Here is a 23,388-nt window from a genome sequence, read left to right as displayed (position 1 = left end):
ACCCCTTGGCGATTGTCCACCGCCTGGGCGATGGCCAACTCCAGCGCCCCGCCAGTGACCGTACCCTCACGGTTGTCTAAGCTGCCTGCCGTTACCTGGCCGAGGTCAGCGCTGGAAATCTCGCCGTGGCGGTTGTCGATGGCTGCGCCCGTGACCACTGCCAGGCCCGACTTGCTGGTGACCACGCCGCCCTGGTTGTTCAGGGTCAGGGCGCGGATATCCAGGCCGTCGGCCGACACCAGGCCATCGAGGTTGTCGAGCAACTGGTCGAGGCGCACGGTCAGGGCCTGTTCGCTGTAGAACTTGCCGCCCGTGTTGTCGAGGCTGCGGCCTGCCAGGGTGAAGGCGCCCTTGCCGAAGATCTCGCCACGCTGGTTGTCGATATCGGCGATCTGGCGCAGGTGCAGCTGGTTGGCGGCGATCTTGCCGTCGCGGTTGTCCAGCCGGCCATGGTTCAGGTCCAGGGTCAGCGCGGTGACGCTACTCAGGTGGCCGCCCTGCTGGTCGAGCCGGCCGACATTGACGCTGACTGCCTGGTTGCCGCTGATATGGCCACCCTGGCCGTTGTTCAGGGCCTGGGCGCTCAGGTCGAGGGTGGCCTGGCTGGCGATCCGGCCGCTGCGGTTGTCGACCAGCCCCTGGCTGGTGACGGTGATGCCGCGGTTGGCCAGGACCTTGCCAGTGCGGTTGTCCAGGCTGCCGAGGTTCAGGGCCAGGGTATCGAGGCTGGACAGTTCGCCGGCCTGGTTGTCCAGATGGGCCCAGGTGGCGTTCAGCGCGCCCTGGCTGGTGATCTGACCACGGTCGCCGTTGAGCAATTGGCCACCGGTGAGGGTCATGCGCCCGTCGGCGAGGACCTTGCCCTGCTGGTTGTCCAGGGTCGCGGCGTTGACGCTGAGGTCGCGCCCGGCACTGAGGCTGCCGCCCTGGTTGTCCAGGCGGCTGCCAGTGGAGACGGTCAGGTCGCCGCTGGCGATCAAGCGCTGGTTGCGGTTGTCCACGGCACTGGCGCTGAGCTTCAGGTCGGCGTCGGCCACGCGCTCGCCATCGGCGTTGATACCCGCCTGGATACCGCCGAGGTTGCTCAGTTGGCCGCCAGCGTTCAACTGTACCTGGCCCCCGGCAGTCAGCCCCTGACGGTTGACCAAGTCTGCACGACTGTCCATTCGCAGTTGCTGGCCGGCATGCACCGGCCCCTGCGCATCAATACCAACCGCCTGAATCCGCACATTGCCGTCCGCGCTGGCCTGGGCCATACGCAACTGGCCATTGGCCTCGAGCTGGATATCGCCGCCGCTGGCGATCATCCGCCCATCCAGGCGCACGCCGACCCCGGCCTCGGTGCCCACCAGCCTGACCGCGCCGGCATACATGCCGCCCAAGGCGCTGGAGTCGATGGCCAGGCTCGGCTTGGCACTGCCGTCATCCTGGCGCGCCGTGGCCGCCAGGGTGCGCGCATCGACATCGTTGCGCCCGGCGACGATGGCCAGGTTGCGCGCCTGGATCTCGGCGTTGATTTTCGTGCTGCGGGCAATCAGCTCGAAGCTGTCGACGTTGCTGGCGTTGAGCCCCGCGCCTTCGATGGCGATATGGCCCTGGTCGACCTGGTAACGGCTCAGCTGGCCGTTCTCGAGCACCGGCTTGCCGGTGCTGAGCGTGGCCTGTGGCGTGTTGATGAAGCCGCAGCCATCGCAGGTGATGCCGTGGGGGTTGGCGACGATGACATGTGCCCCGCGCCCGGCCACTTCGGTGTAGCCGCGCAGCTGGCTGGCGTTGGCGCCGTTGACCTCGTTGAGGATGACGCTGGCCGCGGTGCCCTGCAGGTTGGGGTTGCCGAGGATGATCCCGCCCAGCTGGGTGGCCTGGGTGCGGTCGGTGGCGTTGTTGAGGATCAACCCCTGCTGGCCGACGTTGTAGTCACTGAACTGGTTGTGCGACAGGCCGCTGCCATTGGGCGCGGCGATGTTGATGATCGGCACGCCGTTGCCCGCCTGGTCCAGCCGTGTGCCCGGCCCGCTGACCACCACGCCTTCGGCGGCCTGTGCCCACAGCGGTTGCCAGAACATGGCGTTGGCCAGCAGCAGCGCCAGGCCGCGCTTGGGCAGCCCGCAGAAGCGCTCACGGGGCTGAATGGCGGCCGAGCGTTGGCGGGCCAGGAAGGCAAACAGGCGGACGTCCATGTCAGGTCTCGCAAATCAGGCGGTCAGGTGCTCATGCTTGCCAGCACACCGGTAAGCATTAGCGAAAAAGAGCGCGAGATACTATTTCGCCATCATGGAAGCGTCAAATTAATATCGTCAAAAATAGTAGCCGTATGACGGCACCTGTTCCGCCAGTCGCTCGCGCTGAACTTCCGGCCAGCCAGCGACCTCCACCGCACGAATCGACTGACAAGGGAACCGAAGGATGAAACCGCTACCCTGCATCCTCTGCGCGACAGCCCTGTTCTGCGCGCAGCCCATCTTGGCCTGCACACCGGAAGAGGCCACGCAGAAAAGAGAGCAACTGGCAGGCCTGGTGAGCCAGCTGACCGAGCAGAACGCTCAAAAGGCCAAGGAAATCAATGAAGAGCTTCAGCACATGGACCTCGGCACCGCCAGCAAGGACCTGCCGGACAAGTGCCAGTTGATCGACAAGCGCATCCAGGAACTTAAAGAAGCGGAAAGGAAAACCTGACGGCGCCTGGATCAGCGCCGCTGCTGGGCCTGCATGTACTGACGAAGCAACTGGTTGATGCGGGTCTGGTAGCCGGCGCCCTGTTCCTTGAACCAGGCCAGTACGTCGGCATCCAGGCGGATGGTGACCGTTTGCTTGGCGGGCACCCGCAGTTCGGCACGGCGAAAGAAGTCATCGTCGAGTTCGGGGATGTCCGAGGTATCGACCGGGGCTTGGTCTTGCTCACAGCTTATGGACGGTTTCGACATAGCGCGTTACCTCACGTCGTGTGGCTCTTCTGGCGGAAATGATGCGGATCACATCACCCTGCCGTTCGGTGTAGGCGACCACGCTGACCCAAGCATTGATCCAGCCCATGCCGATCCAGCGTGCCTCCGGGTACTCGAATCGCTCATCGCGCAGCGCCAGCATCGGCTGGCGGAACATCTCGGGCACATCGTTGAAGTCGATCCCGTGCTTGCGGATGTTGAGCTGGTTCTTTTCCTCGCCCCATTCAAATCGCACTGGACAATCGTATTTACAGCTGTACATACGCTACTCCTCCTTGGCTGCACATGCCAGAGGAGTGTGGCGGTCGGGCGACAAAATGCCCGGGCTGGAACAGGGTTTGGGAAATGGGCTACGCGCCCTGGGGAAAGAGGTGAAGCAACCCGCCACCGTTGCAGTGGCGGGCTCATTGCCGGAGGGGCTTACTCAGCCGCCGGCTTGCGCTTTTTCAGCGGCGCCAGGCCATCGGCGCTGGCCAGCGGCGCGTTGGCCTTCGGCTTGGCGGACGGCTTGCGCTTGGCGGCGCCCTTCTTGTCGGCGCCCGCCTTCTTCTCGGTCTTTTTCTTCTTGGTGCCGGCAGCCTTGCCCGACGCCTTGACCTTCTTCGGACCGTTATAGGTACCCTTGACCTCCTTGATGACGCGGCGCTCGAACTGCTGCTTGAGGTAGCGTTCGATGCTCGACATCAGGTTCCAGTCGTTGTGGGTGATCAGCGAGATCGCCAGGCCTTCGCCACCGGCACGGCCGGTGCGGCCAATACGGTGCACGTACTCGTCACCGCTGCGTGGCATGTCGAAGTTGATCACCAGGTCCAGGCCGTCAATGTCCAGGCCGCGGGCCGCGACGTCAGTGGCCACCAGCACCTTGGAGCCGCCGTCCTTGAAGCGGTCGATGGCCAACTTGCGGTCCTTCTGGTCCTTCTCGCCATGCAGGACGAACGCCTTGACCTCCTTGGCCACCAGGTGGCCGTAGATACGGTCGGCCAGGGCGCGGGTGTTGGTGAAGATGATTGCCTTCTTGTAGGTCTCGTTGGCCAGCAGCCACTGCACGATCTGCTCTTTATGCTGGTCGTGATCGGCGGTGATGATCTGCTGGCGCGTGCCTTCGGCGAGCTGCGAGACGCTGTTGAGCATCAGGTGCTCAGGGTCTTTGAGCACCTTGCCGATGATGTCGCGCAATGCCGCGCCACCGGTGGTGGCCGAGAACAGCAGGGTCTGCTTGCGGTTTTCGCACTCTTTGCACAGGCGCTCCATGTCTTCGGCGAAGCCCATGTCGAGCATGCGGTCGGCTTCGTCGAGGATCAGTACGTCAACGTGGGACAGGTCGAGGTTGCCAGCATTGAGCTGCTCGAGCAGGCGACCCGGGGTACCGATCAGCACGTCCGGCACCTTGCGCAGCATCGCCGCCTGTTCCTTGAAGTCTTCACCGCCGGTGACCAGGCCGGACTTGATGTAGGTAAACTGCGAGAACAGCTGCACCTGCTTGAGGGTCTGCTGGGCCAGCTCACGCGTCGGCAGCAGGATCAGCGCACGGATTTCCACGCTCGGCCCGCTGCGGTCGACCAGGCGGTTGAGCAGTGGCAGCACGAAGGCGGCGGTCTTGCCGCTGCCGGTCTGCGCCGTCACCCGCAGGTCACGCCCTTGCAGGGCCAGGGGAATGGCCGCCGCCTGCACCGGGGTCGGCTCGACAAATTTCAGCTCGGCCACGGCTTTGAGCAGGCGTTCGTGCAGGGCGAATTGGGAAAACACGGGGTAACCTCGGGCAAGTGCGAAAAATTCAGTTGCATAGGGTAACGTTTTCCGTGGCCAGAACCGAATTTCTTTTGGCAACTTTGCGCCGATCCACGCTCTAATAACGCTTCGTACCGCAACACAGACCGTTTCCAAGCCCATGGACATCCAACGCTTCTGGCGTGACGCCCTCGACCTCTGGGGCACGCTCGACCAACACCCCCTGCTGCACGCCGCCCTCGGCCTGGCCGTACTGCTGCTCGTCTCGCTGCTGGTCGGCCGTCTGGCGCGCTTCCTGATCCTGCACTCCACCCGCCTGCTAGGCCGCCAACAGGCACTCAGATGGCTGGACGATCTGCGCCACAACAAGGTGTTCCATCGTCTGGCCCAGACCACCCCGTCGCTGGTGGTGCAGTTCGGCCTGAAGCTGGTGCCGGAGCTGTCGGCCGCCGCCCAGCATTTTCTCGGCAATGTCGCCCTGGCCGTGACGCTGCTGTTCATGACCCGCGCCCTTTCCTGCCTGCTCGACGCGCTGCTGGACATCTACGCCCGCACCGAACATGCCCGCACCCGCTCGATCAAGGGCTACATGCAGCTGGCCAAGATGATGCTGTGGATCTTTGCCGCCATCGTCATCGTCGCCACCCTGATCGACCGCTCGCCATTGCTGCTGCTGTCCGGTCTGGGCGCCATGTCGGCGGTGCTGCTGTTGGTGTACAAGGACACCCTGTTGTCGTTCGTCGCCAGCGTGCAACTGACCAGCAACGACATGCTGCATGTCGGCGACTGGATCGAAATGCCCCAGGCCGGCGCCGACGGCGACGTGGTCGACATCACCCTGCACACGGTCAAGGTGCAGAACTTCGACAAGACCATCGTCTCGATCCCCACCTGGCGCCTGATGAGCGAGTCGTTCCGCAATTACCGCGGCATGCAGCAATCCGGCGGGCGGCGGATCAAGCGCAGCTTGTTCATCGATGCCGCAGGCGTACGTTTCCTGACCCAGGAAGAAGAACAGCGCCTGGGCCAGGTGCGTCTGCTCGGCGACTACCTGGCCGGCAAGCGCCAGGAGCTGCGCGAATGGAACGAAGCCCAGGGCCACAACGCCGGGCTGTCGGCCAACCGCCGACAGTTGACCAATATCGGTACCTTCCGCGCCTTCGCCCTGGCGTACCTGAAGAGCCACCCCAACGTGCACCCGAACATGACCTGCATGGTCCGCCAGATGCAGACCACCGCTGAAGGCGTGCCGCTGGAGATCTACTGCTTCACCACCACCACGGTGTGGGCCGAGTACGAGCGCATCCAGGGCGATATCTTCGACTACCTGTTGGCGGTGCTGCCGGAGTTCGGGCTGAGCCTGTACCAGCAGCCCAGTGGCAATGACATGCGTGCGGGGCTGGCGGCCAGGCCGCAGCCTCAGACCCAGCCACGCAGCCTGGACGTATTGAGCGAGGCTTGACCGTCCAATCGGGGCGCCCGACCGGGCGCCCTTTGCATTGCGCCCCCAAGGCGCACTACCCTGGAGCCATCCATGACGACGTCATCACGGAAGATCGACGGCCCAATCGCCACGCCCATCCCTGACGCTCGACAGACGCCTGCCACAACCTTCGTGAGCGAGCCATGCCTCAGGACATTTCCAGCACTTCACTGCACGACACCCCGCCATCGTCTCGGCGCAAGACCCTCGCCGCCGCCAGCCTCGCCCATGGCGTGCATGATGGCCTGACCGATGTCATCTACGTGTTGCTGCCCCTCTGGCAGGTCGCTTTCGGTCTCAGCTACGCCCAGGTCGGGCTGCTGCGCGGCGCCTACGCCGGCATGATGGCGGGTTTTCAGTTGTTGGCCAGCAAAGGTGCCCGGCGCTGGGGCCGCGAGGCCCTGTTGATCCGGGGCACTGCGCTGGCCGGGCTGGCCTACCTGATGGCCGCCCAGGCGAGCGACCTGAGCCTTCTGCTGATCGCCCTGATGCTCGCCGGCCTCGGCGCCAGCACCCAGCACCCGCTGGCCAGCGCGCTGGTCGCTGATGCATACGAAGGTGGCGGCAAGGTGAAGCAGGCCCTGGCCCAGTACAATTTCGCCGGCGATATCGGCAAGGCACTGATCCCGGGCCTGGTCGGCCTGGTGCTGGTGTATGTGTCATGGCAGACCAACGCCACCGCGCTTGGACTGCTAGGCCTGGGGGCGGCAGCGGCGCTGTGGTGGCTATTGCGTCAGGCGCCACTCGCAGAGCGATCAACGCGCAAGGCCATAGCCCAAGACCGGGTTGGCTCAAGGTCGGGGCTGGCGGCGCTGATCGCCACCGGCACCCTCGACAGTGGCGTGCGCATGGGTTTTCTGACCTTCCTGCCGTTCCTGCTGCAGAGCAAGGGCGCGACGACCGCGCAAATAGGCCTGGCCCTGACATTGCTGTTCATTGGCGGCGCCTTCGGCAAGCTGTTCTGCGGCTACCTGGGCGCCCGGCTGGGGCCGGTGCGCACCGTGATCTGTACCGAGCTGCTGACCGCCGGGCTGATCCTGGTGGCACTGCTGTTGCCCTACCTGCCGTTGATGCTGGTGATGCCTCTGATCGGCGTGGCACTCAACGGCACCTCGTCGGTGCTGACCGGGCTGGTGCCGGACTTCGCCGGCAGCGAGCAGCGCGAGCGGGTGTTCGCCTGCTTCTATACCGGCACGGTCGGCGGCGGCGCGCTGGCGCCGGTGCTGATCGGCGCGATATCCGACCACACTGGGGTGGAACAGGGATTGATGGCGCTGGCAGGCACGCTGCTGCTGACCCTACCGTTATGCCTGGTCGTGCACACTGGCCTGCCGCACCGGCAATGATCCTCAGGCCGCTCCCGGCAGCCTCGCGCGCTGGCCGCCCAAGCGGCTCAACCAGACCGACGCCAGGATCACCGTACCGCCAATGGCCAAGCGCCCGAGCGGTTCGTCCTGGTTCCAGATCAGCAGGTTGAGCAGCAAGCCCACCGGCACATGCAGGTTGTTCATCACCGCCAGGGTGGCGCCGGAGACCAGGCAGGCGCCCTTGTTCCACCAGTACAACCCCAGCGCCGTCGGGCACAGGCCGAGGAACAACAGCACCAGCCACTGGGTGTCGGTGCTCGGCAGGTGCTGGGTATTGCCGAACAGCAGGAAGGCCGGCAACACCACCAGCAACGCGCCCAGGTAGAAATAGCCGAACCGGCGGTAGTGCGGCAGGTCACTGGGGTGGCGGGCGACGAGGTGGCGGTACAGCACCTGGCCGGCGGCGTAGGTGAAGTTGGCCAGTTGCAGCAGCAGGAAGCCGATGAAGAACTCGCCGGTGACCGTGTCGAAGCGGATCACCGCCGCGCCGGCCACCGCCACCAGGGCGGCGAGCAGCGCCCAGGGGTTGAAGCGGCGGTTCAGGGCATCCTCGATCAAGGTCACATGCAGCGGGGTGAGAATGGTGAACAGCAGTACCTCCGGCACCGTCAGCACGCGGAAGCTGAGGTACAGGCAGACATAGGTGATGCCGTACTGCAGCGCGCCGATCAGCAGCATCGAGCGCATGAAGCGTGGTTCGACCTGGCGCCAGCGGGTCAGTGGCAGGAACACCAGGCCGGCCAGGACAACGCGGGCCAGCACGGCGAAATAGCTGTCGACATGGCCGGCCAGGTATTCGCCGATCAGGTTGAAGGAGTACGCCTGGATCAGCGCGACGATTATCAGGTAGCCCATGGTTGGCCCTCGTGGATCAAGGCGGGGACCTTAGCGGGTTGGGCCTGGGCAGTTCAACCATGGGGATTGTGGGGCTGCTGCGCAGCCCATCGCCGGCAAGCCGGCTCCCACACCGACCGCACAATTCTCAAGAACTGCGCTGTATCCATGAGCTGGCTTGTCGGCGATCAGGCCGGCACAGGATGCGCACTGTCTGCGAGCAAAAAAAGCCCGGCCATCTCTATGGCCGGGCAGGCACACCCAAAGGAGCAACAAGGTGTCAGGGTTGGGAATTCGTCGCGACTCAGGCCACCGCGGCCAGTCTGGCCTTGGCCTGGTTCAGGCCCTTCTCGTGGAACTCGCCGCTCATGTTCAGGCCTTCGGCATGGATGAAGTCCACATCATGGATACCGATGAAGGCCATCACCTGGCGCAGGTAAGGTTCCTGGTGATCGCTGCTGGCACCGGCATGGATACCGCCGCGGGCGGTCAGCACGATGGCGCGCTTGCCGTTGAGCAGTCCCTGGGGGCCGGTCGGGGTGTACTTGAAGGTGATGCCGGCGCGCAGCACGTGGTCAAGCCAGGCTTTCAGGGTGCTGGGGATGGTGAAGTTGTACATCGGCGCAGCCATCACCAGTACGTCGGCGGCCAGCAATTCGTCGGTCAGCGCGTTGGAGCGCTCAAGTGCCTCACGCTCGGTGGTGCTGCGCTGTTCCTCGGGCTTCATCCAGCCGCCGAGCAAGTTGGCGTCCAGATGCGGCACGGGGTTCACGGCCAGGTCGCGCACCTTGATCTCGTCGGCCGGATGCGCTGCTTGCCATTGCTGGATGAAGTCCTGGGTCAGTTGACGAGAAACGGAATCCTGCTGGCGGGCGCTGCTTTCGATGATCAGAACGTGGGACATGGGTGCCTCCATCGGCGGTAAGGGGTGGCGATTCGATGGAGGTGAGATTAGAGGTTGACCTATCGATAAAAAAGCGTAAAAAGTGGGATCAACCTATCGATTAATCTGTTTTATTCCGCTTTGCAGTCAAGCACGATGCGCAGCCTGATGATCTGCCGGTTGAACTTGGCGGTGACATCCACGCTCCTGCCAGCGGGCACGTTGACCCGGCGCACCCGTGGCGCCTCGGGGCCGTTGCGGAAAATGACCTTGCACGCCGCCGGCACCTGCCCATAGTTGTTGAGGCTGATCGAGCCGATGTCGTAGGCCGTGTCGTAGGCGGTGTAGTCGACCTTGACCCCGGTCAGGTCCTTCTCGACGTCGATCGGGTAAGCCATGACCCCGAGGGGCAGGCACAACAGCAAAGCCGCACAACATTTCTTCATACGGGCGCTCTCCTTGGGAAGAGCGCAGCTTAGGACAACAGGAGCCCTGGATGAAAGCACCGCGCGTTACCCTGGATCAGTGGCGGACCCTGCAGGCGGTGGTCGACCACGGCGGGTTCGCTCAGGCCGCCGAGGCCCTGCACCGTTCGCAATCGTCGGTGAGCTACACCGTGGCGCGCATGCAGGAACAACTGGGCGTGCCGTTGCTGCGCATCGATGGGCGCAAGGCGGTGCTGACCGAGGCCGGCAGCGTGCTGCTGCGCCGTTCGCGGCAACTGGTCAAGCAGGCCAGCCAGCTGGAAGACCTGGCCCATCACATGGAGCAGGGTTGGGAAGCCGAGGTGCGCCTGGTGGTCGACGCCGCCTACCCCAGCGCCCGCCTGGTGCGCGCCCTGGCAGCGTTCATGCCGCAGAGCCGCGGCTGCCGGGTGCGCCTGCGCGAAGAGGTGCTGTCCGGGGTCGAGGAAGTGCTGCACGAAGGCATCGCCGATCTTGCCATCAGCAGCTTCAACATCGGCGGTTACCTGGGCACCGAACTGAGTCCGGTGGAGTTCATCGCCGTCGCCCACCCCGAGCATGCCCTGCACCGCATGGGCCGCGAAATCACCTTCCAGGACCTGGAAAGCCAGTTGCAGGTGGTGATCCGCGACTCCGGTCGGGCCCAGCCACGTGATGTCGGCTGGCTAGGCGCCGAGCAACGCTGGACGGTAGGCAGCCTGGGCACCGCGGCCACCTTCGTCGGCAGCGGCCTGGGCTTTGCCTGGCTGCCCCGGCACATGATCGAGCGCGAGCTGCGCGAAGGCGTGCTCAAGCCCCTGCCGCTGGATCAGGGTGGCAGCCGCCATCCACTGTTCTACCTTTACTCCAGCAAGGAAAAGACCTTGGGCCCGGCCACGCAGATCCTTATCGAACTGCTGCGCAATTTCGACACCGCGCCGCTGGACGTGCCCTTCGCAGCCCCCCCGCAAGCCTGAGAGGACCGCGCCCATGGCCGTTTTCGAACAGCAAGGATGCCAGTTGCATTACGAGGAACACGGTCAGGGCGAGCCCCTGGTGCTGCTGCACGGGCTGGGTTCGAGCAGCCAGGACTGGGAACTGCAGGTGCCCGAGCTCGCCCGCCAGTACCGGGTGATCCTCATGGACATCCGCGGCCACGGGCAATCGTCCAAGCCTCGCTCGGGCTACCAGATAAAGACTTTCAGCGAGGATCTGCTGGCCTTGCTCCGTCATCTGGACACCGGCCCGGTGCACTTCGTCGGCCTGTCCATGGGCGGCATGGTCGGTTTCCAGTTCGCCGTCGACCACCCCGAGTGGCTGCGTAGCCTGTGCATCGTCAACAGCGCCCCCGAGGTCAAGCGCCGCACCCGCAGCGACTGGATCTGGTGGCTCAAGCGCTGGGGCCTGGCGCGCCTGCTCAGCGTCGAGACCGTCGGCAAGGGTCTGGCCGCACGGCTGTTTCCCAAGCCGGAGCAGGCCGAACTGCGGCGCAAGATGGCCGAGCGCTGGGCGCGCAACGACAAGCGTGCGTATCTGAAAAGCTTCGACGCCATCGTCGACTGGGGCGTACAGGAACGCATCGGCCAGATCCGCTGTCCCACCTTGGTGATCGCCGCCGACCACGATTACACACCGATACAACTGAAAGAACGTTACGTCGCCCTGATGCCCAACGCCAGACTGGCGGTCATCGACGATTCGCGGCACGCTACGCCCCTGGACCAACCTGAGGTCTTCAACCAGACCCTGCTGCAGTTCCTCGCAGCCGCTTCCACCTCTCAAGGATCATTGAGCCCATGCTGAAAAAACTTCTGCTCACCGCCTGCTCGGTCGCCTTCGCCACCAGCGTCATGGCCTCCGACAAGACCCCGCACGTTGAGCTGGTCACCAGCTTCGGCAAGATCGAGATCGAGCTGAACGCAGAAAAAGCGCCGATCAGTACCAAGAACTTCCTCCAGTACGTGGACAGCGGCTTCTACAACAACACCATCTTCCACCGTGTGATCCCTGGCTTCATGGTTCAGGGCGGTGGCTTCACCGAGCAGATGGTGCAGAAGCCGACCAAGGATCCGATCCGCAATGAGGCCAGCAACGGTCTGCAGAACACCCGTGGCACCCTGTCCATGGCGCGTACCTCCGACCCGAACTCGGCCACCAGCCAGTTCTTCATCAACGTCGCCGACAACGACTTCCTCAACCCGGGCCGCGACCGTGGCTACGCCGTGTTCGGCAAGGTCACCAAGGGCATGGAGGTGGTCGACCAGATCGTCAACTCGCCGACCACCGTCAAGAAAGGCATGCGTGATGTGCCGGCCGACCCGGTGTACATCAAGTCGGCCAAACGCATCGACTGATCCCGCACCACACAGGGACGTGAGTCGGGTCGAACAGGAGTGTCGTCACCCATGCTGTACCGTCGTTTCGAGCAGTTGATCGACATCTTCCGCGAGGCGCCGAGCGAGGCGCCTCCCGGCAAGGTCTGGCCCTTCTATCTCTATTACCTGCGCCAGGTCTGGCCGAGCTTCCTCGCCCTGCTGATCGTCGGGCTGATCGCCTCATTGATCGAGGTGGCGCTGTTCAGCTACCTGAGCCGGATCATCGACCTGGCCCAAGGCACACCTAACGCCAACTTCTTCAGCGAGCACAGTGGCGAGCTGATCTGGATGCTGGTGGTGGTGCTGGTGCTGCGGCCGGTGTTCTTTGGCCTGCACGACCTGCTGGTGCACCAGACCATCAGCCCGGGCATGACCAGCCTGATCCGCTGGCAAAACCACACCTACGTGCTCAAGCAGAGCCTGAACTTCTTCCAGAGCGACTTCGCCGGGCGCATCGCCCAGCGCATCATGCAGACCGGCAACTCCCTGCGTGATTCGGCGGTGCAGGCGGTGGACGCGCTGTGGCACGTGCTGATCTACGCCATCAGCGCACTGGTGCTGTTCGCCGAGGCCGACTGGCGGCTGATGCTGCCGTTGCTGGTGTGGATCGCCTGCTATATCGGCGCGCTGTACTACTTCGTGCCAAGGGTCAAGGAACGCTCGGTGATCTCCTCCGACGCACGCTCCAAACTGATGGGGCGCATCGTCGACGGCTACACCAACATCGCCACCCTCAAGCTGTTCGCCCACACCGACTACGAGCAGCAGTACGCCCGCGAGGCGATCAGCGAGCAGACCGAGAAGACCCAGCTGGCCTCGCGGGTGATCACCAGCATGGACGTGGTCATCACCTCGCTGAACGGCCTGCTGGTGGTCGCAACCACGGGCCTTGCCCTGTGGCTGTGGAGCCAGTCGCTGATCAGCGTCGGCGCCATCGCCCTGGCCACCGGCCTGGTGATCCGCATCGTCAACATGTCCGGCTGGATCATGTGGGTGGTCAACGGCATCTTCGAGAACATCGGCATGGTCCAGGACGGCCTGCAGACCATCGCCCAGCCGGTCACCGTCAGCGACAGGCCCCACGCGCCGGCACTCAAGGTCAGCCGCGGCGCGGTGCGCTTCGACCATGTCGACTTCCACTACGGCAAGGGCGGCAAGGTGATCGACGCCTTGAACCTGGATATCCGCCCCGGCGAGAAGATCGGCCTGATCGGCCCCTCCGGCGCCGGCAAGTCGACCCTGGTCAACCTGCTGCTGCGCCTGTACGACATCGACAGCGGGCGCATCCTCATCGACGGCCAGGATATCGCCGAGGTCAACCAGGCCAGCCTGCGCGCGCAGATCGGCATGATCACCCAGGACACTTCGCTGCTGCACCGCTCGATCCGCGACAACCTGCTGTACGGCCGGCCGGATGCCAGTGACGAGGAAGTCTGGGAGGCTGTGCGCCGGGCACGGGCCGACGAGTTCATCCCGCAGTTGTCCGATGCCCAGGGCCGTACAGGCTTCGATGCCCATGTCGGCGAGCGCGGCGTGAAGCTCTCCGGCGGCCAGCGCCAGCGCATCGCCATCGCCCGGGTGCTGCTGAAGAACGCGCCGATCCTGATCATGGACGAGGCTACCTCGGCGCTGGACTCGGAGGTCGAGGCGGCGATCCAGGAGAGCCTGGAGACGCTGATGCAGGGCAAGACGGTGATCGCCATCGCCCACCGCCTGTCGACCATCGCCCGCATGGACCGGCTGATCGTGCTGGACAAGGGGCATATCGTCGAGAGTGGCAGCCACACCGAGCTATTGGCGCAGCGTGGACTGTATGCGCGATTGTGGCATCACCAGACAGGTGGGTTCGTCGGGGTGGACTGATACAGAAAACGGCATGGGAAAATCGGATGGGAGCGGGCTTGCCCCGCGATGGCATCAGATCAGGCGACACGACAGCTTGATCTGACGCCATCGCGGGGCAAGCCCGCTCCCATGACCCCCTTGATCTTCATGCCTGGCGATACGGCAGCATCCCGCGCGCCTCTTCGGCATACGCCCTCACCCCCGCCCGCTCCTGCAGCAGAAAATCCTCCACCGCCCGGCGCAATCCCGGATGCAGCAGGTAATGCCACGACCGCGTGATCACCGGCTCGAAGCCGCGAATCAGCTTGTGCTCACCCTGGGCCCCGGCATCGAAACGCTGCAGTCCTTCGCCTATGGCGAAATCCATGCCCTGGTAGAAACAGGTCTCGAAGTGCAGACGGTCGAACTCGTCCAGGCACCCCCAATACCGTCCATACAGGCAGTCACCCCCGATCAGGCTGAGCGCCATGGCCACCTCGCGCCCCTGCTGGCGGGCAATGACCACCCGGATGGCCTCGGGCATGCGCTCGGCGATCAGGCTGAAGAATTCACGGGTAAGGTAGGGCGCGCGCCGGCGCACGGCGTAGGTGTTGGCGTAACACAGGTAGACAAAATCCCACTGCGCCTCGCTCAGCTCGTCGCCCCGGTACCAGGCGAAGTCGATCCCCTGCCCCGCCACCTGTTCGCGCTCCTTGCGCATCTGCTTGCGCTTGCGTGAGCTGAGGCTGTCGAGAAAGTCCTGGAAGTCCCGATAACCCCGATTGCGCCAATGGAACTGGCAACCCAGGCGTTCCATCCAGCCTGGCAGACCGGTGAGCGCCTCATCCAGCGCAGTATCGGTGAAGTTGATATGCGCGCCCGACAGCCCGCCCTTGCCCAGGTACTCGGGGATGGCCTGCAACAGCAACAGGCCATCACTCGGGTCGGCGGCCAACAGGCGTGGGCCGCTTACCGGACTGAACGGCACGGCACCCAGCAGCTTGGGGTAGTAGGCGATACCTGCGCGCTCGCAGGCATCGGCCCAGCCATGGTCGAACACGTACTCGCCGAACGAATGCCACTTGCGGTACGCCGGCAGCAGCGCCCGGACCTCACCGTCGCGCTCCAGCACCAGGTGCTCGGCGGCCCAGCCAGTGTCGGGCACCACGCTGCCACTGTCCTCCATGGCCGTGAGGAAGGCATGGCGCAGGAACGGCTGGCCGTCGGGCGCCAGCGCGTCCCAGGTGGTCGCCGGCAGGTCGCGCAGGTGGGCAAGGCTGTGGAGGCTGATCACGTTTTCCGACTCGCTGAAAAGAGAGTGCCAGTATTGCCAAGTCGACCGTGACACTCAAATGACGGCCGCTTTACTTAACAACAGTGCCACTGTTTAGACATTATTCTGTCATTCGCCCCCGCAATACTTGCGCCTGTTTTCCGGAACCCCAGAACCTGTCTAGTCAGGCCCTTTCCGAAGACATGCCAACTTGGGGGCGGGCGCTTGAGCCTCCCCACTTTTTCCAACAGGGAGAACCTTATGCGTCTTGTTTCTACACTTACCGGAGTGAGCCTTACCGGCATGATGCTGGCTCTGAGTACTCCGGCCAGTGCTGCTGTCGACGCCAAGCTGCTCGAAATGCTCCGCGCCAATGGCTCGATCAACCAGGCGCAGTACAACGAACTGCAGGGCGACCTGGCAAAGGAAACCAAGGAAAAGGCCGACCAGAAAGCCCAGTCCGAACGCATGAGCTCGTTCGAACAGAAAGTGGCGTGGGCCGCCAAGACCCAGATCAAGGGTGATGTGCGCCTGCGTTACGAAGACGTCAACGTCGACAACCCGATCTCGCGCAGTGGCAACCAGGACCGTGAGCGCGTCCGCGCCCGTGTCGGCTTCTACAGCGAGATCAACCCGCAAGTGGACGCCGGCGTGCGTGTGGCCACCGGCAGCAGCGCCGATGCCCGCTCGACCAACCAAAGCCTGGACAACTACTTCGAGAAGAAATCGCTGTGGGTCGACCTGGCCTACCTCGACTGGCACCCGACCGCCATCCCCAACCTGCACCTGATCGGCGGCAAGATGGCTCAGCCATGGGTGAGCATGGGCGACATCATCTGGGACAGCGATATCAACCCCGAAGGCGTGGCGATCACTTACAAGACCAACCTGGGCGCCACCGAACTGTTCGGTAGTGCCGGCCACTACACCCTCAAGGACAACGTCGACGGCGACGGCGTGCAGTTCAAGCACGACGCACAGCTGTACCACGGCCAGCTGGGTGCCAAGTTCAACGCGGCCGACACCCTCAAGTTCACCGTGGGCGGCAGCATCTACGGCTACGACAACGACAAGGAGTCGACCGTCCTGCGTGCCCTGGGTAACACCACCAACGAGTTCAACCTGGTGGAAGGCTTCGGCCAGGTGGACTTCACCGGCTTTGCCATCCCGCTCTCGGCCTATGGCCAGTTCGTCAAGAACACCGAAAGTACCGACGGCAAGGACAAGGCCTGGCTGGCCGGCCTGAAAACCAAGGTCGGCGCCTGGAGCCTGGACTACAACTACCGCGACGTGCAGCGTAACGCGGTGGTCAGCGCCTTCACCGACTCCGACTTCGGCAACGGCTTCACCGGGTCGCGTGGCCACAAGTTCAAGGTCGGCTACGAGATCGACAAGAACTTCTCACTGGGCGCGGCCTACCTGATGGCCAAGACCGACTTCTCCAACCTGCCGAACAGCGATGCTGACGTAGATACGCTGCAGGTGGACCTGGAAGCGAAGTTCTAAGCGCCAGGCTCCTTTGCTCCACCCTGAAGCGGGAAATGCTGACCCCATCCAGCATTTCCCGCTTTTTTTGCTCTGTCAGAAATGCTCCGGCCCTATCGCCGGCAAGCTGACTCCCAAGAGAAATATGCACCACTGTGGGAGCCGGCTTGCCGGCGATAGGGCCGGAGCAGGCGAAACGGGTATCAGCGCTTGCGCAGGATCACGCTGCCAATCGAATAACCCGCACCGAACGAGCTCAGCACACCCAGCGCCCCCTTGGCCAGGTCATCCTGGTACAGGTGGAAGGCAATCACCGACCCTGCCGAGCTGGTGTTGGCATAACGGTCGAGAATCACCGGTGCCTCTTGCTCGTCCACTTCGCGGCCCAGCAGCTTCTTGACGATCAGGTGGTTCATGCTCAGGTTGGCCTGGTGCAGCCAGAAACGCTGGACGTCGCTCGGCTGCTGGCCGTTTTCGTCCAGGTGCTGGCCGATCAGTTCGGCGACCTTCGGGCAGACTTCCTTGAATACCTTGCGGCCTTCCTGCACGAACAGCTTGTCGCGCGAGCCGATACCCTCTTCCGCGGCGCGGTTGAGGAAGCCGAAGTTGTTGCGGATGTTATTGGAGAACGCGGTCCACAGCTTGGTGCTGACGATATCGAACTGGTGTGCGGAGGTGGCCAGGTCGGCACGTTCGATCAGTACCGCAGTGGCGGCGTCACCGAAAATGAAGTGGCTGTCGCGGTCACGGAAGTTCAAGTGGCCGGTGCAGATTTCCGGGCTGACCACCAGCACCGCCCGGGCTTGGCCCAACTGCACGCTGTTGGCTGCCGTCTGAATACCGAAGGTGGCCGACGAACAGGCGACGTTCATGTCGAAGGCGAAGCCCTCGATACCGAGCGCCTGCTGCACTTCGATGGCGATGGCCGGGTACGGGCGCTGCAGGTTGGAGCAGGCGACAATCACCCCGTCGACATCGGCGGCGGTGCGCCCGGCACGTTCCAGCGCCTGACGCGCAGCGGCAACGCCCATTTCGCAGAGGATCGACTGTTCGTCGTTGGAACGCTCCGGCAGGCGCGGTTTCATGCGCTGCGGGTCGAGGATGCCGGCCTTGTCCATGACGAAGCGGCTCTTGATGCCCGAGGCCTTTTCAATGAAGGCGGCATCGGACAGCGGCGCCGCCTCGACTTCGCCACGCTCGATGGCGGCGGCATTGTCACGGTTGAAGCGCTGTGCCCAGGTGTTGAAGGACTCCACCAGTTCTTCGTTGGAAATGCTCTGGGCCGGGGTATACAGGCCGGTGCCGCTGATGACGACGTTGTGCACGGTCGTTCCTCTGGTCAAAGGCCATCGCCATGCGGCGCAGGCCGGGAAAAGGGCAACATAATGGCACCTTGGTACCAATTCATGGACGAGGGCTGCGCCCTCGATCGCTGGCAAACCAGCTCCCACAGTTCAATACGTCCCCTGTGGGAGCTGGCTTGCCAGCGATGGGCCGCAAAACGACCCAAAATTCCGTCAAGTTTGCCACAAGTTGCAACGGTTAGGCTTCCACCTGACTCCACTGCTTGCTCAGTCGCTTGTCGGAAACCGGCACCTTGGTCCCCAATTGCTGGGCAAACAACGACACCCGGTACTCCTCCAGCAGCCAGCGGTACAAGGTCAGTTGCTCATCGCGCTTGCCTTCCTGGGCATGCTTGTCGGCACGGGCCTGGTATTGCGCCCAGCAATTGGCCAGCTCGCCACTCCACACCCGGTCCTTCTGTACCTGCGACCCCAGCTTCTCCAGGCGCAGTTCCACTGCCTTGAGATAACGCGGCAATTCCTTGAGCCAGGCCCCCGGCGTCTCGCGCACGAAGCCCGGATACACCAGGTTGGCCAGTTGCTGCTTGATATCGTTGAGCGCCACCGCCTGGCTCAGGTCGATCTTGCCCTTGAAGCGCTTCTGCAAGCCATGCCATAGCTTGAGCACCTCCAAGGTCAGGCGCGCCAGGCGCTCGGCATGCTCGCTCCAATTGCCACGCTTGCGTTCGGCCAGCGAGGCCAGAGCGGCGCCATCACGGGGCAGCGGGTCTTCGCCTTCGAGCACGCAACTGTCGAGACTGGCCAACAGGATATCCTCCACCAGCGCCTCGACCCGGCCCAATTCGCGATACAGCAGGCCCAATTCGGTCAGCCCTGGCAGCTTGCCGCGCAGGAACTTGGCCGGCTCGGCCAGCTGTTGCAGCAACAGGCGCTGCAGGGCACGTCGGTGCTGGAACTCGGCCTCGGCCTGGGTCGAGAACCGCCCCTCGCGCACCGTGCCGTTGTCCTCGACCAGTGCCGGGTACACGGTCATCGACAGCCCGGCGATCTTCTGCTGGGCGGTCTGCGCCACTTGCTCGAAGACCTTGGCCTGTACCGGCTGTTCGGCTTTGTCGTTGCGCGGCAAGGCCAGGGCGGCCTGGCTGGCGGCGGCAAAACGGGCAGTCAGTTCGGCCAGGTCGCGGCCCTCGCCGAGGAACTTGCCCTGGGCGTCGACCACTTCGATGTTCATGCGCAGATGGCCTTCGACCAGCCCGGTCGCTTCCGCCCAGGCCTCGTCAGACACCCGCGCCCCGGTCATGCGCAGCAGCTCATGGCCCAGTGCCTGGGGCAACGCGCCCTGGCCGAAGACCATGCGCGCCAGTGCGGCCTTGACGAAGTCCGGCACCGGCACGAAGTTCTTGCGCAGGGCCTTGGGCAGGTTGCGCACCAGGGCGATGCACTTGGCCTCGAGCAGGCCCGGCACCAGCCATTCCAGGCGTTCGCCCGGCAGGTTGGGCAGCAACGGCGCCGGCACCCGTACGGTAACGCCGTCACGGGGGTGGTTCGGTTCGAAGTGGTAGCTCAGCGACAGGCGCAATTCGCCCACCTGCAAGTGATCCGGGTACTGCGCTGCGGTGACCTCGCTGGCCTCGCGGGCCAGTACGTCCTCCTCGCGCATGATCAGCAAGTTGGCGTCCTTCTGGCTGGTCATCCGGTACCAGGCATCGAAGGTCGCGGTCTGGTGGATCTCCGCGGGCAGGCGCGCTTCGTAGAAGGCGTAAAGGGTTTCTTCGTCAGCCAGAATGTCGCGCCGGCGGGCCTTGGCCTCCAGTTCGTCGAGCTGCTCCAGCAGGCGCTTGTTGGCCGCCAGGCACTTGGCCCGGGACTGGATCTCGCCGCCGACCAGGCCATCGCGGATGAACAGCTCGCGGGAAGTGACGGGGTCGATCGGACCGAAATGCACCGGGCGGCGTCCGACCAGGATCAACCCGTACAAGGTGATCTGCTCGTAAGCCACCACCTGGCCGCGCTTCTTCTCCCAGTGCGGTTCGAAGTGGTTCTTCTTGATCAGGTGGGTGGCCAGCGGCTCGATCCAGTCCGGCTCGATCTTGGCCACCATGCGCGCATACAGCTTGGTGGTTTCCACCAGTTCGGCGGCCATCACCCACTGCGGCCGCTTGCGGCCAATGCCCGACGACGGGTGAATCCAGAACCGCCGCTGGCGTGCGCCCTGGTAGTCGCCCTCCTCGGTCTTCTGGCCGATCTGGCTGAGCAGGCCGCTGAGAATCGCCTTGTGCATGCGCTGGTAGTCGCAGGCATCCTTGTTCACCGTCAATTGCAGGTCGCGACAGATCAGCGCCAGCTGGCGGTGGGCGTCGCGCCACTCGCGCAGGCGCAAGTAATTGAGGAAGTTCTTGCGGCACCAGTTGCGCAGCGGGTTGGCGGTCAGCGCCTGGCGCTGCTCCTCGAAGCCGCGCCACAGGTTGACCAGCGCGGCGAAGTCGGAATCGACATCCTTCCACTGGGCGTGGGCCTGGTCGGCGGCCTGCTGACGCTCCGGGGGACGCTCGCGCGGGTCCTGCACCGACAGTGCGCTGGCGACAATCAGCACTTCCTGCAGGCTGCCCTGACGGGCGCCCTCGAGCAGCATGCGGCCCAACCGTGGATCGATCGGCAGACGCGCCAGCTGGCGGCCCAGCGGCGTCAGCTGGTTCTCGCGATTGACCGCCGACAGCTCCTGCAACAGGTTGAAGCCGTCACTGATGGCCTTGCCATCCGGCGGCTCGATGAACGGGAAGGCGTCGATGGCGCCGAGACGTAGGTGCAGCATCTGCAGGATCACCGCCGCCAGGTTGGTGCGCAGGATCTCCGGATCGGTGAACGCCGGCCGGCCGTTGAAGTCGTCCTCGCTGTACAGGCGGATGCAGATGCCCGGCTCGACCCGGCCGCAACGGCCTTTACGCTGGTTGGCGCTGGCCTGGGACACTGCCTCAATGGGCAGGCGCTGGACCTTTGCGCGGTAGCTGTAGCGGCTGATGCGCGCGGTGCCGCTGTCTATCACGTAGCGGATGCCCGGCACGGTCAGCGAGGTTTCGGCGACGTTGGTCGCCAGCACCACGCGCCGGCCGCTGTGGGACTGGAAGATACGCTGCTGCTCGGCCGGCGACAGCCGCGCATACAGCGGCAAAATCTCGGTGTGGCGCAACTGCGCCTTGCGCAGGATCTCGGCGGCGTCGCGGATCTCGCGCTCGCCGGGCAGGAACACCAGTACATCGCCCGGGCCCTTGCCCTGGCTGCGCTCGTACTGGGCGATCTCGTCGAGGCTGGCGAGGATCGCCTGGTCAACGGAAAGGTCGTCCTCGACCTGGTTGCCCTCCTCATCCTGTTCGCTGGTCAGCGGGCGGTACCAGGTTTCCACAGGGTAGGTACGGCCGGACACCTCGATGATCGGCGCGCCGTCGAAGTGCTTGGAGAAGCGCTCCAGGTCGATAGTCGCCGAGGTGATGATCAGCTTCAGGTCAGGGCGGCGGTGCAGCAAGGTCTTGAGGTAGCCGAGCAGGAAATCGATGTTCAGGCTGCGCTCGTGAGCCTCGTCGACGATGATCGTGTCGTAGCGTTCGAGGAAGCGGTCGTGCTGGGTCTCCGCCAGCAGGATACCGTCGGTCATCAGCTTGACCAGGGTGTTCGAATCGCTCTGGTCCTCGAAGCGCACCTGGTAGCCCACCAGCGCCCCCAACGGCGTGCCCAGCTCCTCGGCGACCCGCGCCGCGACGCTGCGCGCGGCGATTCGCCGAGGCTGGGTGTGGGCGATCAGGCCGTGGCTGCCACGGCCCAACTCCAGGCAGATCTTCGGCAACTGGGTGGTCTTGCCCGAACCTGTCTCGCCGGCGATGACCAACACCTGGTGCTCGGCCAGGGCCTTCTTGATCTCGTCGCGCTTGGCGGCGATGGGCAGGTTGTCGTCGTAGCGAATGCTCGGCACGCTCTGCTGGCGCGCGGTGACCTGGGCGCAGGAGGCCTGGACCTTTTCCACCCACTGCGCGAGCTTGCCCTCGTCGGGGCGCTTGCGCAGCTCGTGCAATTGCCGGCGCAACCGATGGCGGTCGGCGATCATGGCGTGGTCGAGGTTCTTCAGCAGTTGATCGATGGCGTGGTCTGTCATGGGGCTTTTTAATGATGCAGGCGAGTGCTGCTTTTTCATGATCGGCAGGCGTAAGAGGCGCGATTGTCGCAGATTTGCGAAATCGATGCTGCCTGTGCCCGCCGTTCAGTCGCGATCACGCTCGAAATAGCGGGAGCGCTTGAACAACAACGGGGTAGCAATTGCCACGAAAAAAGCTGACCAGCCAATACCATCAAGTTGCAGGAACTGTTCTTCACCCAGTTGAGTACAGGCGGTGATCCCGGTGACGTTGAACACGATGTAAAGAAAAAACCTGATGCACCTTGACCGGCATGCCCAGTCGACCAACGTGCCGACCACGAGAGCATAGCAAATACCATAAAGCACCCACATATCCGCCCCCTTCAGATAATCAACATCAGGCTGCTGGATTGGGGACCAATACCGCCTTTCACGGTTGCTGATAGCGATGCCAGTACATCCCCAGCATGAAAAGTAGGAATCTTATTCTGAATCAACCACGCCACAGCTCCGGTGACGGCGATCCCTGCGACCGCCGCCGCAGGCCCACCTGCCATTGCTAGCGCGACATCCGCCGTCGCTTTACCCGCTGCGGTACTGAAAATGCCCGAAACCCTGTACCTCTGCTGATTGAGGCTGTCCCCCTGCTGGCGAGTTAACGGCCGCGATACCGCAACCGTCATATGGCAAGGCCGTTCCCCCGCCAGCATGCGGTCATAAAGCTCCACCATCTTTTCAACGACCTTATAGTGCCCGGCATGCACGAATGGCAGCCCCGTCTGCCGGATCTGGCAACATTCCCCTGGTTGGATGATGAACTCGCTGACATCGAAGACGATCGCGTGATGTGCAACTACCTGATAAGTCCTTTGTGCTTGCATGGCTATCCCTGTCGCTTGCCTATCCTGCAGAACTTAGCGACTTTCACCTCTGGCCCTGGCCCTGCAAATTAGCCTGGGTCCGACAAAGCTGTGGGAAGCTTCCTAAGCTCCTGCGAAGCGGTGGGCAAACCTTGCCAATGTTTAGCCCCCACCGGAATGAACGTCGCCATTCACTGCTTTAATCAACCTTAAAGGCCATGTGAGTATCCAGGGATGCTTCCCGACCCGATGATCACCCGCTCGCTGCCCCACCCTTCATTGCCGAAGGCCCGGGCCCGTGCCGGTGAAAATCCGTTGGTCCATATCATCCTGGCGTTCTGGGCGCTGTGGCACTGCCGTCACGCGCGCCCACCGGACACTTCGCTCACGCACTCCTGACCCGACCCGGCCATCCTCTGGCCGATTGACTCAGCCTGACCGCTCGCCTGCGCGGCGGT

General features: G+C 64.0%; 20 protein-coding genes. 8 read left to right on the top strand and 12 right to left on the bottom strand.

Annotated features, from left to right (window positions below; all coding sequences use genetic code 11):
- The coding region (locus tag AC3WL2_RS02790) for a filamentous hemagglutinin N-terminal domain-containing protein (RefSeq protein ID WP_492574028.1) at positions 1–2,180 on the bottom strand (2,180 nt) is incomplete at its 3' end.
- 226 nt (positions 2,181–2,406) lie between these two features.
- Here AC3WL2_RS02790 and AC3WL2_RS02785 point away from each other — a divergent pair.
- Positions 2,407–2,676 (top strand): hypothetical protein, encoded by a 270-nt coding sequence (locus AC3WL2_RS02785; protein WP_102684420.1) that lies wholly within the window; start codon positions 2,407–2,409, stop codon positions 2,674–2,676.
- Positions 2,677–2,687: 11 nt separating this feature from the next.
- Here AC3WL2_RS02785 and AC3WL2_RS02780 read toward each other — a convergent pair whose 3' ends face one another.
- The 3 genes from AC3WL2_RS02780 to AC3WL2_RS02770 form a co-directional block, all read right to left on the bottom strand.
- Entirely contained in the window at positions 2,688–2,924 is a 237-nt protein-coding gene (locus tag AC3WL2_RS02780; protein WP_069016961.1) for a BrnA antitoxin family protein, read from the bottom strand.
- Complete coding sequence (locus tag AC3WL2_RS02775; RefSeq protein ID WP_102684424.1) at positions 2,899–3,180, bottom strand: BrnT family toxin; 282 nt, start codon at positions 3,178–3,180, stop codon at positions 2,899–2,901. The genes AC3WL2_RS02780 and AC3WL2_RS02775 overlap by 26 nt, the downstream gene beginning before the upstream one ends.
- A gap of 185 nt (positions 3,181–3,365) precedes the next feature.
- Positions 3,366–4,691 carry a DEAD/DEAH box helicase gene (locus AC3WL2_RS02770; protein ID WP_023631179.1) on the bottom strand — a complete coding sequence of 442 codons (1,326 nt, stop codon included), beginning with the start codon at positions 4,689–4,691 and terminating at the stop codon, positions 3,366–3,368.
- Between the two features lie 142 nt (positions 4,692–4,833).
- On the opposite strand from AC3WL2_RS02770, the gene AC3WL2_RS02765 reads away from it, so the two are divergent.
- Together AC3WL2_RS02765 and AC3WL2_RS02760 are read left to right on the top strand one after the other, a co-directional pair.
- Positions 4,834–6,135, top strand: coding sequence for a mechanosensitive ion channel family protein (locus tag AC3WL2_RS02765; protein ID WP_102684419.1), 1,302 nt, complete (start codon positions 4,834–4,836; stop codon positions 6,133–6,135).
- Positions 6,136–6,299: 164 nt separating this feature from the next.
- On the top strand, positions 6,300–7,502 hold the full coding sequence (locus AC3WL2_RS02760; RefSeq protein WP_102684418.1) for an MFS transporter: 1,203 nt from the start codon (positions 6,300–6,302) through the stop codon (positions 7,500–7,502).
- Positions 7,503–7,505: 3 nt separating this feature from the next.
- Here AC3WL2_RS02760 and AC3WL2_RS02755 read toward each other — a convergent pair whose 3' ends face one another.
- The 3 genes from AC3WL2_RS02755 to AC3WL2_RS02745 form a co-directional block, all read right to left on the bottom strand.
- Entirely contained in the window at positions 7,506–8,378 is an 873-nt protein-coding gene (locus tag AC3WL2_RS02755) for a carboxylate/amino acid/amine transporter (RefSeq protein ID WP_102684417.1), read from the bottom strand.
- Between the two features lie 283 nt (positions 8,379–8,661).
- Positions 8,662–9,261 carry an FMN-dependent NADH-azoreductase gene (locus tag AC3WL2_RS02750; RefSeq protein ID WP_102684416.1) on the bottom strand — a complete coding sequence of 200 codons (600 nt, stop codon included), beginning with the start codon at positions 9,259–9,261 and terminating at the stop codon, positions 8,662–8,664.
- A 110-nt stretch (positions 9,262–9,371) separates the two neighbouring features.
- Positions 9,372–9,686 (bottom strand): 3-phosphoglycerate kinase, encoded by a 315-nt coding sequence (locus AC3WL2_RS02745; protein WP_102684415.1) that lies wholly within the window; start codon positions 9,684–9,686, stop codon positions 9,372–9,374.
- Positions 9,687–9,736: 50 nt separating this feature from the next.
- On the opposite strand from AC3WL2_RS02745, the gene AC3WL2_RS02740 reads away from it, so the two are divergent.
- From AC3WL2_RS02740 to AC3WL2_RS02725, 4 genes are read left to right on the top strand one after another with little or no spacing between them, the layout of a single operon-like run.
- Positions 9,737–10,660 carry a LysR family transcriptional regulator gene (locus AC3WL2_RS02740; RefSeq protein ID WP_028693074.1) on the top strand — a complete coding sequence of 308 codons (924 nt, stop codon included), beginning with the start codon at positions 9,737–9,739 and terminating at the stop codon, positions 10,658–10,660.
- A 13-nt stretch (positions 10,661–10,673) separates the two neighbouring features.
- Positions 10,674–11,486: an alpha/beta fold hydrolase gene (locus AC3WL2_RS02735; RefSeq protein ID WP_102684414.1), complete on the top strand. Its 813-nt coding sequence runs from the start codon at positions 10,674–10,676 to the stop codon at positions 11,484–11,486.
- Positions 11,480–12,037: a peptidylprolyl isomerase gene (locus AC3WL2_RS02730; RefSeq protein ID WP_102684413.1), complete on the top strand. Its 558-nt coding sequence runs from the start codon at positions 11,480–11,482 to the stop codon at positions 12,035–12,037. The genes AC3WL2_RS02735 and AC3WL2_RS02730 overlap by 7 nt, the downstream gene beginning before the upstream one ends.
- 51 nt (positions 12,038–12,088) lie before the next feature.
- Positions 12,089–13,921, top strand: a complete 1,833-nt coding sequence (locus AC3WL2_RS02725; protein WP_102684412.1) for an ABC transporter ATP-binding protein — start codon at positions 12,089–12,091, stop codon at positions 13,919–13,921.
- 127 nt (positions 13,922–14,048) lie between these two features.
- Here the strand turns inward: AC3WL2_RS02725 and AC3WL2_RS02720 are convergent, their stop codons facing one another.
- Entirely contained in the window at positions 14,049–15,176 is a 1,128-nt protein-coding gene (locus tag AC3WL2_RS02720) for a GNAT family N-acetyltransferase (RefSeq protein WP_102684411.1), read from the bottom strand.
- 240 nt (positions 15,177–15,416) lie between these two features.
- Between AC3WL2_RS02720 and AC3WL2_RS02715 the strand changes: the two genes are divergently transcribed.
- Positions 15,417–16,661, top strand: coding sequence for a putative porin (locus tag AC3WL2_RS02715; RefSeq protein WP_102684410.1), 1,245 nt, complete (start codon positions 15,417–15,419; stop codon positions 16,659–16,661).
- Between the two features lie 182 nt (positions 16,662–16,843).
- Here the strand turns inward: AC3WL2_RS02715 and AC3WL2_RS02710 are convergent, their stop codons facing one another.
- From AC3WL2_RS02710 to AC3WL2_RS02695, 4 genes are all read right to left on the bottom strand, one after another.
- On the bottom strand, positions 16,844–17,965 hold the full coding sequence (locus AC3WL2_RS02710; RefSeq protein WP_102684409.1) for a beta-ketoacyl-ACP synthase III: 1,122 nt from the start codon (positions 17,963–17,965) through the stop codon (positions 16,844–16,846).
- A gap of 217 nt (positions 17,966–18,182) precedes the next feature.
- Positions 18,183–22,088, bottom strand: a complete 3,906-nt coding sequence (hrpA, locus tag AC3WL2_RS02705; RefSeq protein ID WP_102684408.1) for an ATP-dependent RNA helicase HrpA — start codon at positions 22,086–22,088, stop codon at positions 18,183–18,185.
- Between the two features lie 105 nt (positions 22,089–22,193).
- Positions 22,194–22,346 (bottom strand): hypothetical protein, encoded by a 153-nt coding sequence (locus AC3WL2_RS02700; RefSeq protein ID WP_158247514.1) that lies wholly within the window; start codon positions 22,344–22,346, stop codon positions 22,194–22,196.
- Between the two features lie 107 nt (positions 22,347–22,453).
- Positions 22,454–22,951 carry a hypothetical protein gene (locus AC3WL2_RS02695; protein WP_102684406.1) on the bottom strand — a complete coding sequence of 166 codons (498 nt, stop codon included), beginning with the start codon at positions 22,949–22,951 and terminating at the stop codon, positions 22,454–22,456.
- Positions 22,952–23,388: the final 437 nt, after the last annotated feature.

Source organism: Pseudomonas sp. FW305-96 (genome assembly GCF_058783825.1).
Note: the sequence above shows the minus strand (reverse complement) of the source record. Positions and strands in the feature narration are given on the sequence as shown.

Bases quoted from the DNA above. Each gene is read 5' to 3' on its own strand.
- AC3WL2_RS02785 (WP_102684420.1), top strand. From the start codon at position 2,407: ATGAAACCGCTACCCTGCATCCTCTGCGCGACAGCCCTGTTCTGCGCG.
- AC3WL2_RS02780 (WP_069016961.1), bottom strand. From the start codon at position 2,924: ATGTCGAAACCGTCCATAAGCTGTGAGCAAGACCAAGCCCCGGTCGAT.
- AC3WL2_RS02765 (WP_102684419.1), top strand. From the start codon at position 4,834: ATGGACATCCAACGCTTCTGGCGTGACGCCCTCGACCTCTGGGGCACG.
- AC3WL2_RS02760 (WP_102684418.1), top strand. From the start codon at position 6,300: ATGCCTCAGGACATTTCCAGCACTTCACTGCACGACACCCCGCCATCG.
- AC3WL2_RS02755 (WP_102684417.1), bottom strand. From the start codon at position 8,378: ATGGGCTACCTGATAATCGTCGCGCTGATCCAGGCGTACTCCTTCAAC.
- AC3WL2_RS02750 (WP_102684416.1), bottom strand. From the start codon at position 9,261: ATGTCCCACGTTCTGATCATCGAAAGCAGCGCCCGCCAGCAGGATTCC.
- AC3WL2_RS02745 (WP_102684415.1), bottom strand. From the start codon at position 9,686: ATGAAGAAATGTTGTGCGGCTTTGCTGTTGTGCCTGCCCCTCGGGGTC.
- AC3WL2_RS02740 (WP_028693074.1), top strand. From the start codon at position 9,737: ATGAAAGCACCGCGCGTTACCCTGGATCAGTGGCGGACCCTGCAGGCG.
- AC3WL2_RS02735 (WP_102684414.1), top strand. From the start codon at position 10,674: ATGGCCGTTTTCGAACAGCAAGGATGCCAGTTGCATTACGAGGAACAC.
- AC3WL2_RS02730 (WP_102684413.1), top strand. From the start codon at position 11,480: ATGCTGAAAAAACTTCTGCTCACCGCCTGCTCGGTCGCCTTCGCCACC.
- AC3WL2_RS02725 (WP_102684412.1), top strand. From the start codon at position 12,089: ATGCTGTACCGTCGTTTCGAGCAGTTGATCGACATCTTCCGCGAGGCG.
- AC3WL2_RS02715 (WP_102684410.1), top strand. From the start codon at position 15,417: ATGCGTCTTGTTTCTACACTTACCGGAGTGAGCCTTACCGGCATGATG.
- hrpA (WP_102684408.1), bottom strand. From the start codon at position 22,088: ATGACAGACCACGCCATCGATCAACTGCTGAAGAACCTCGACCACGCC.
- AC3WL2_RS02695 (WP_102684406.1), bottom strand. From the start codon at position 22,951: ATGCAAGCACAAAGGACTTATCAGGTAGTTGCACATCACGCGATCGTC.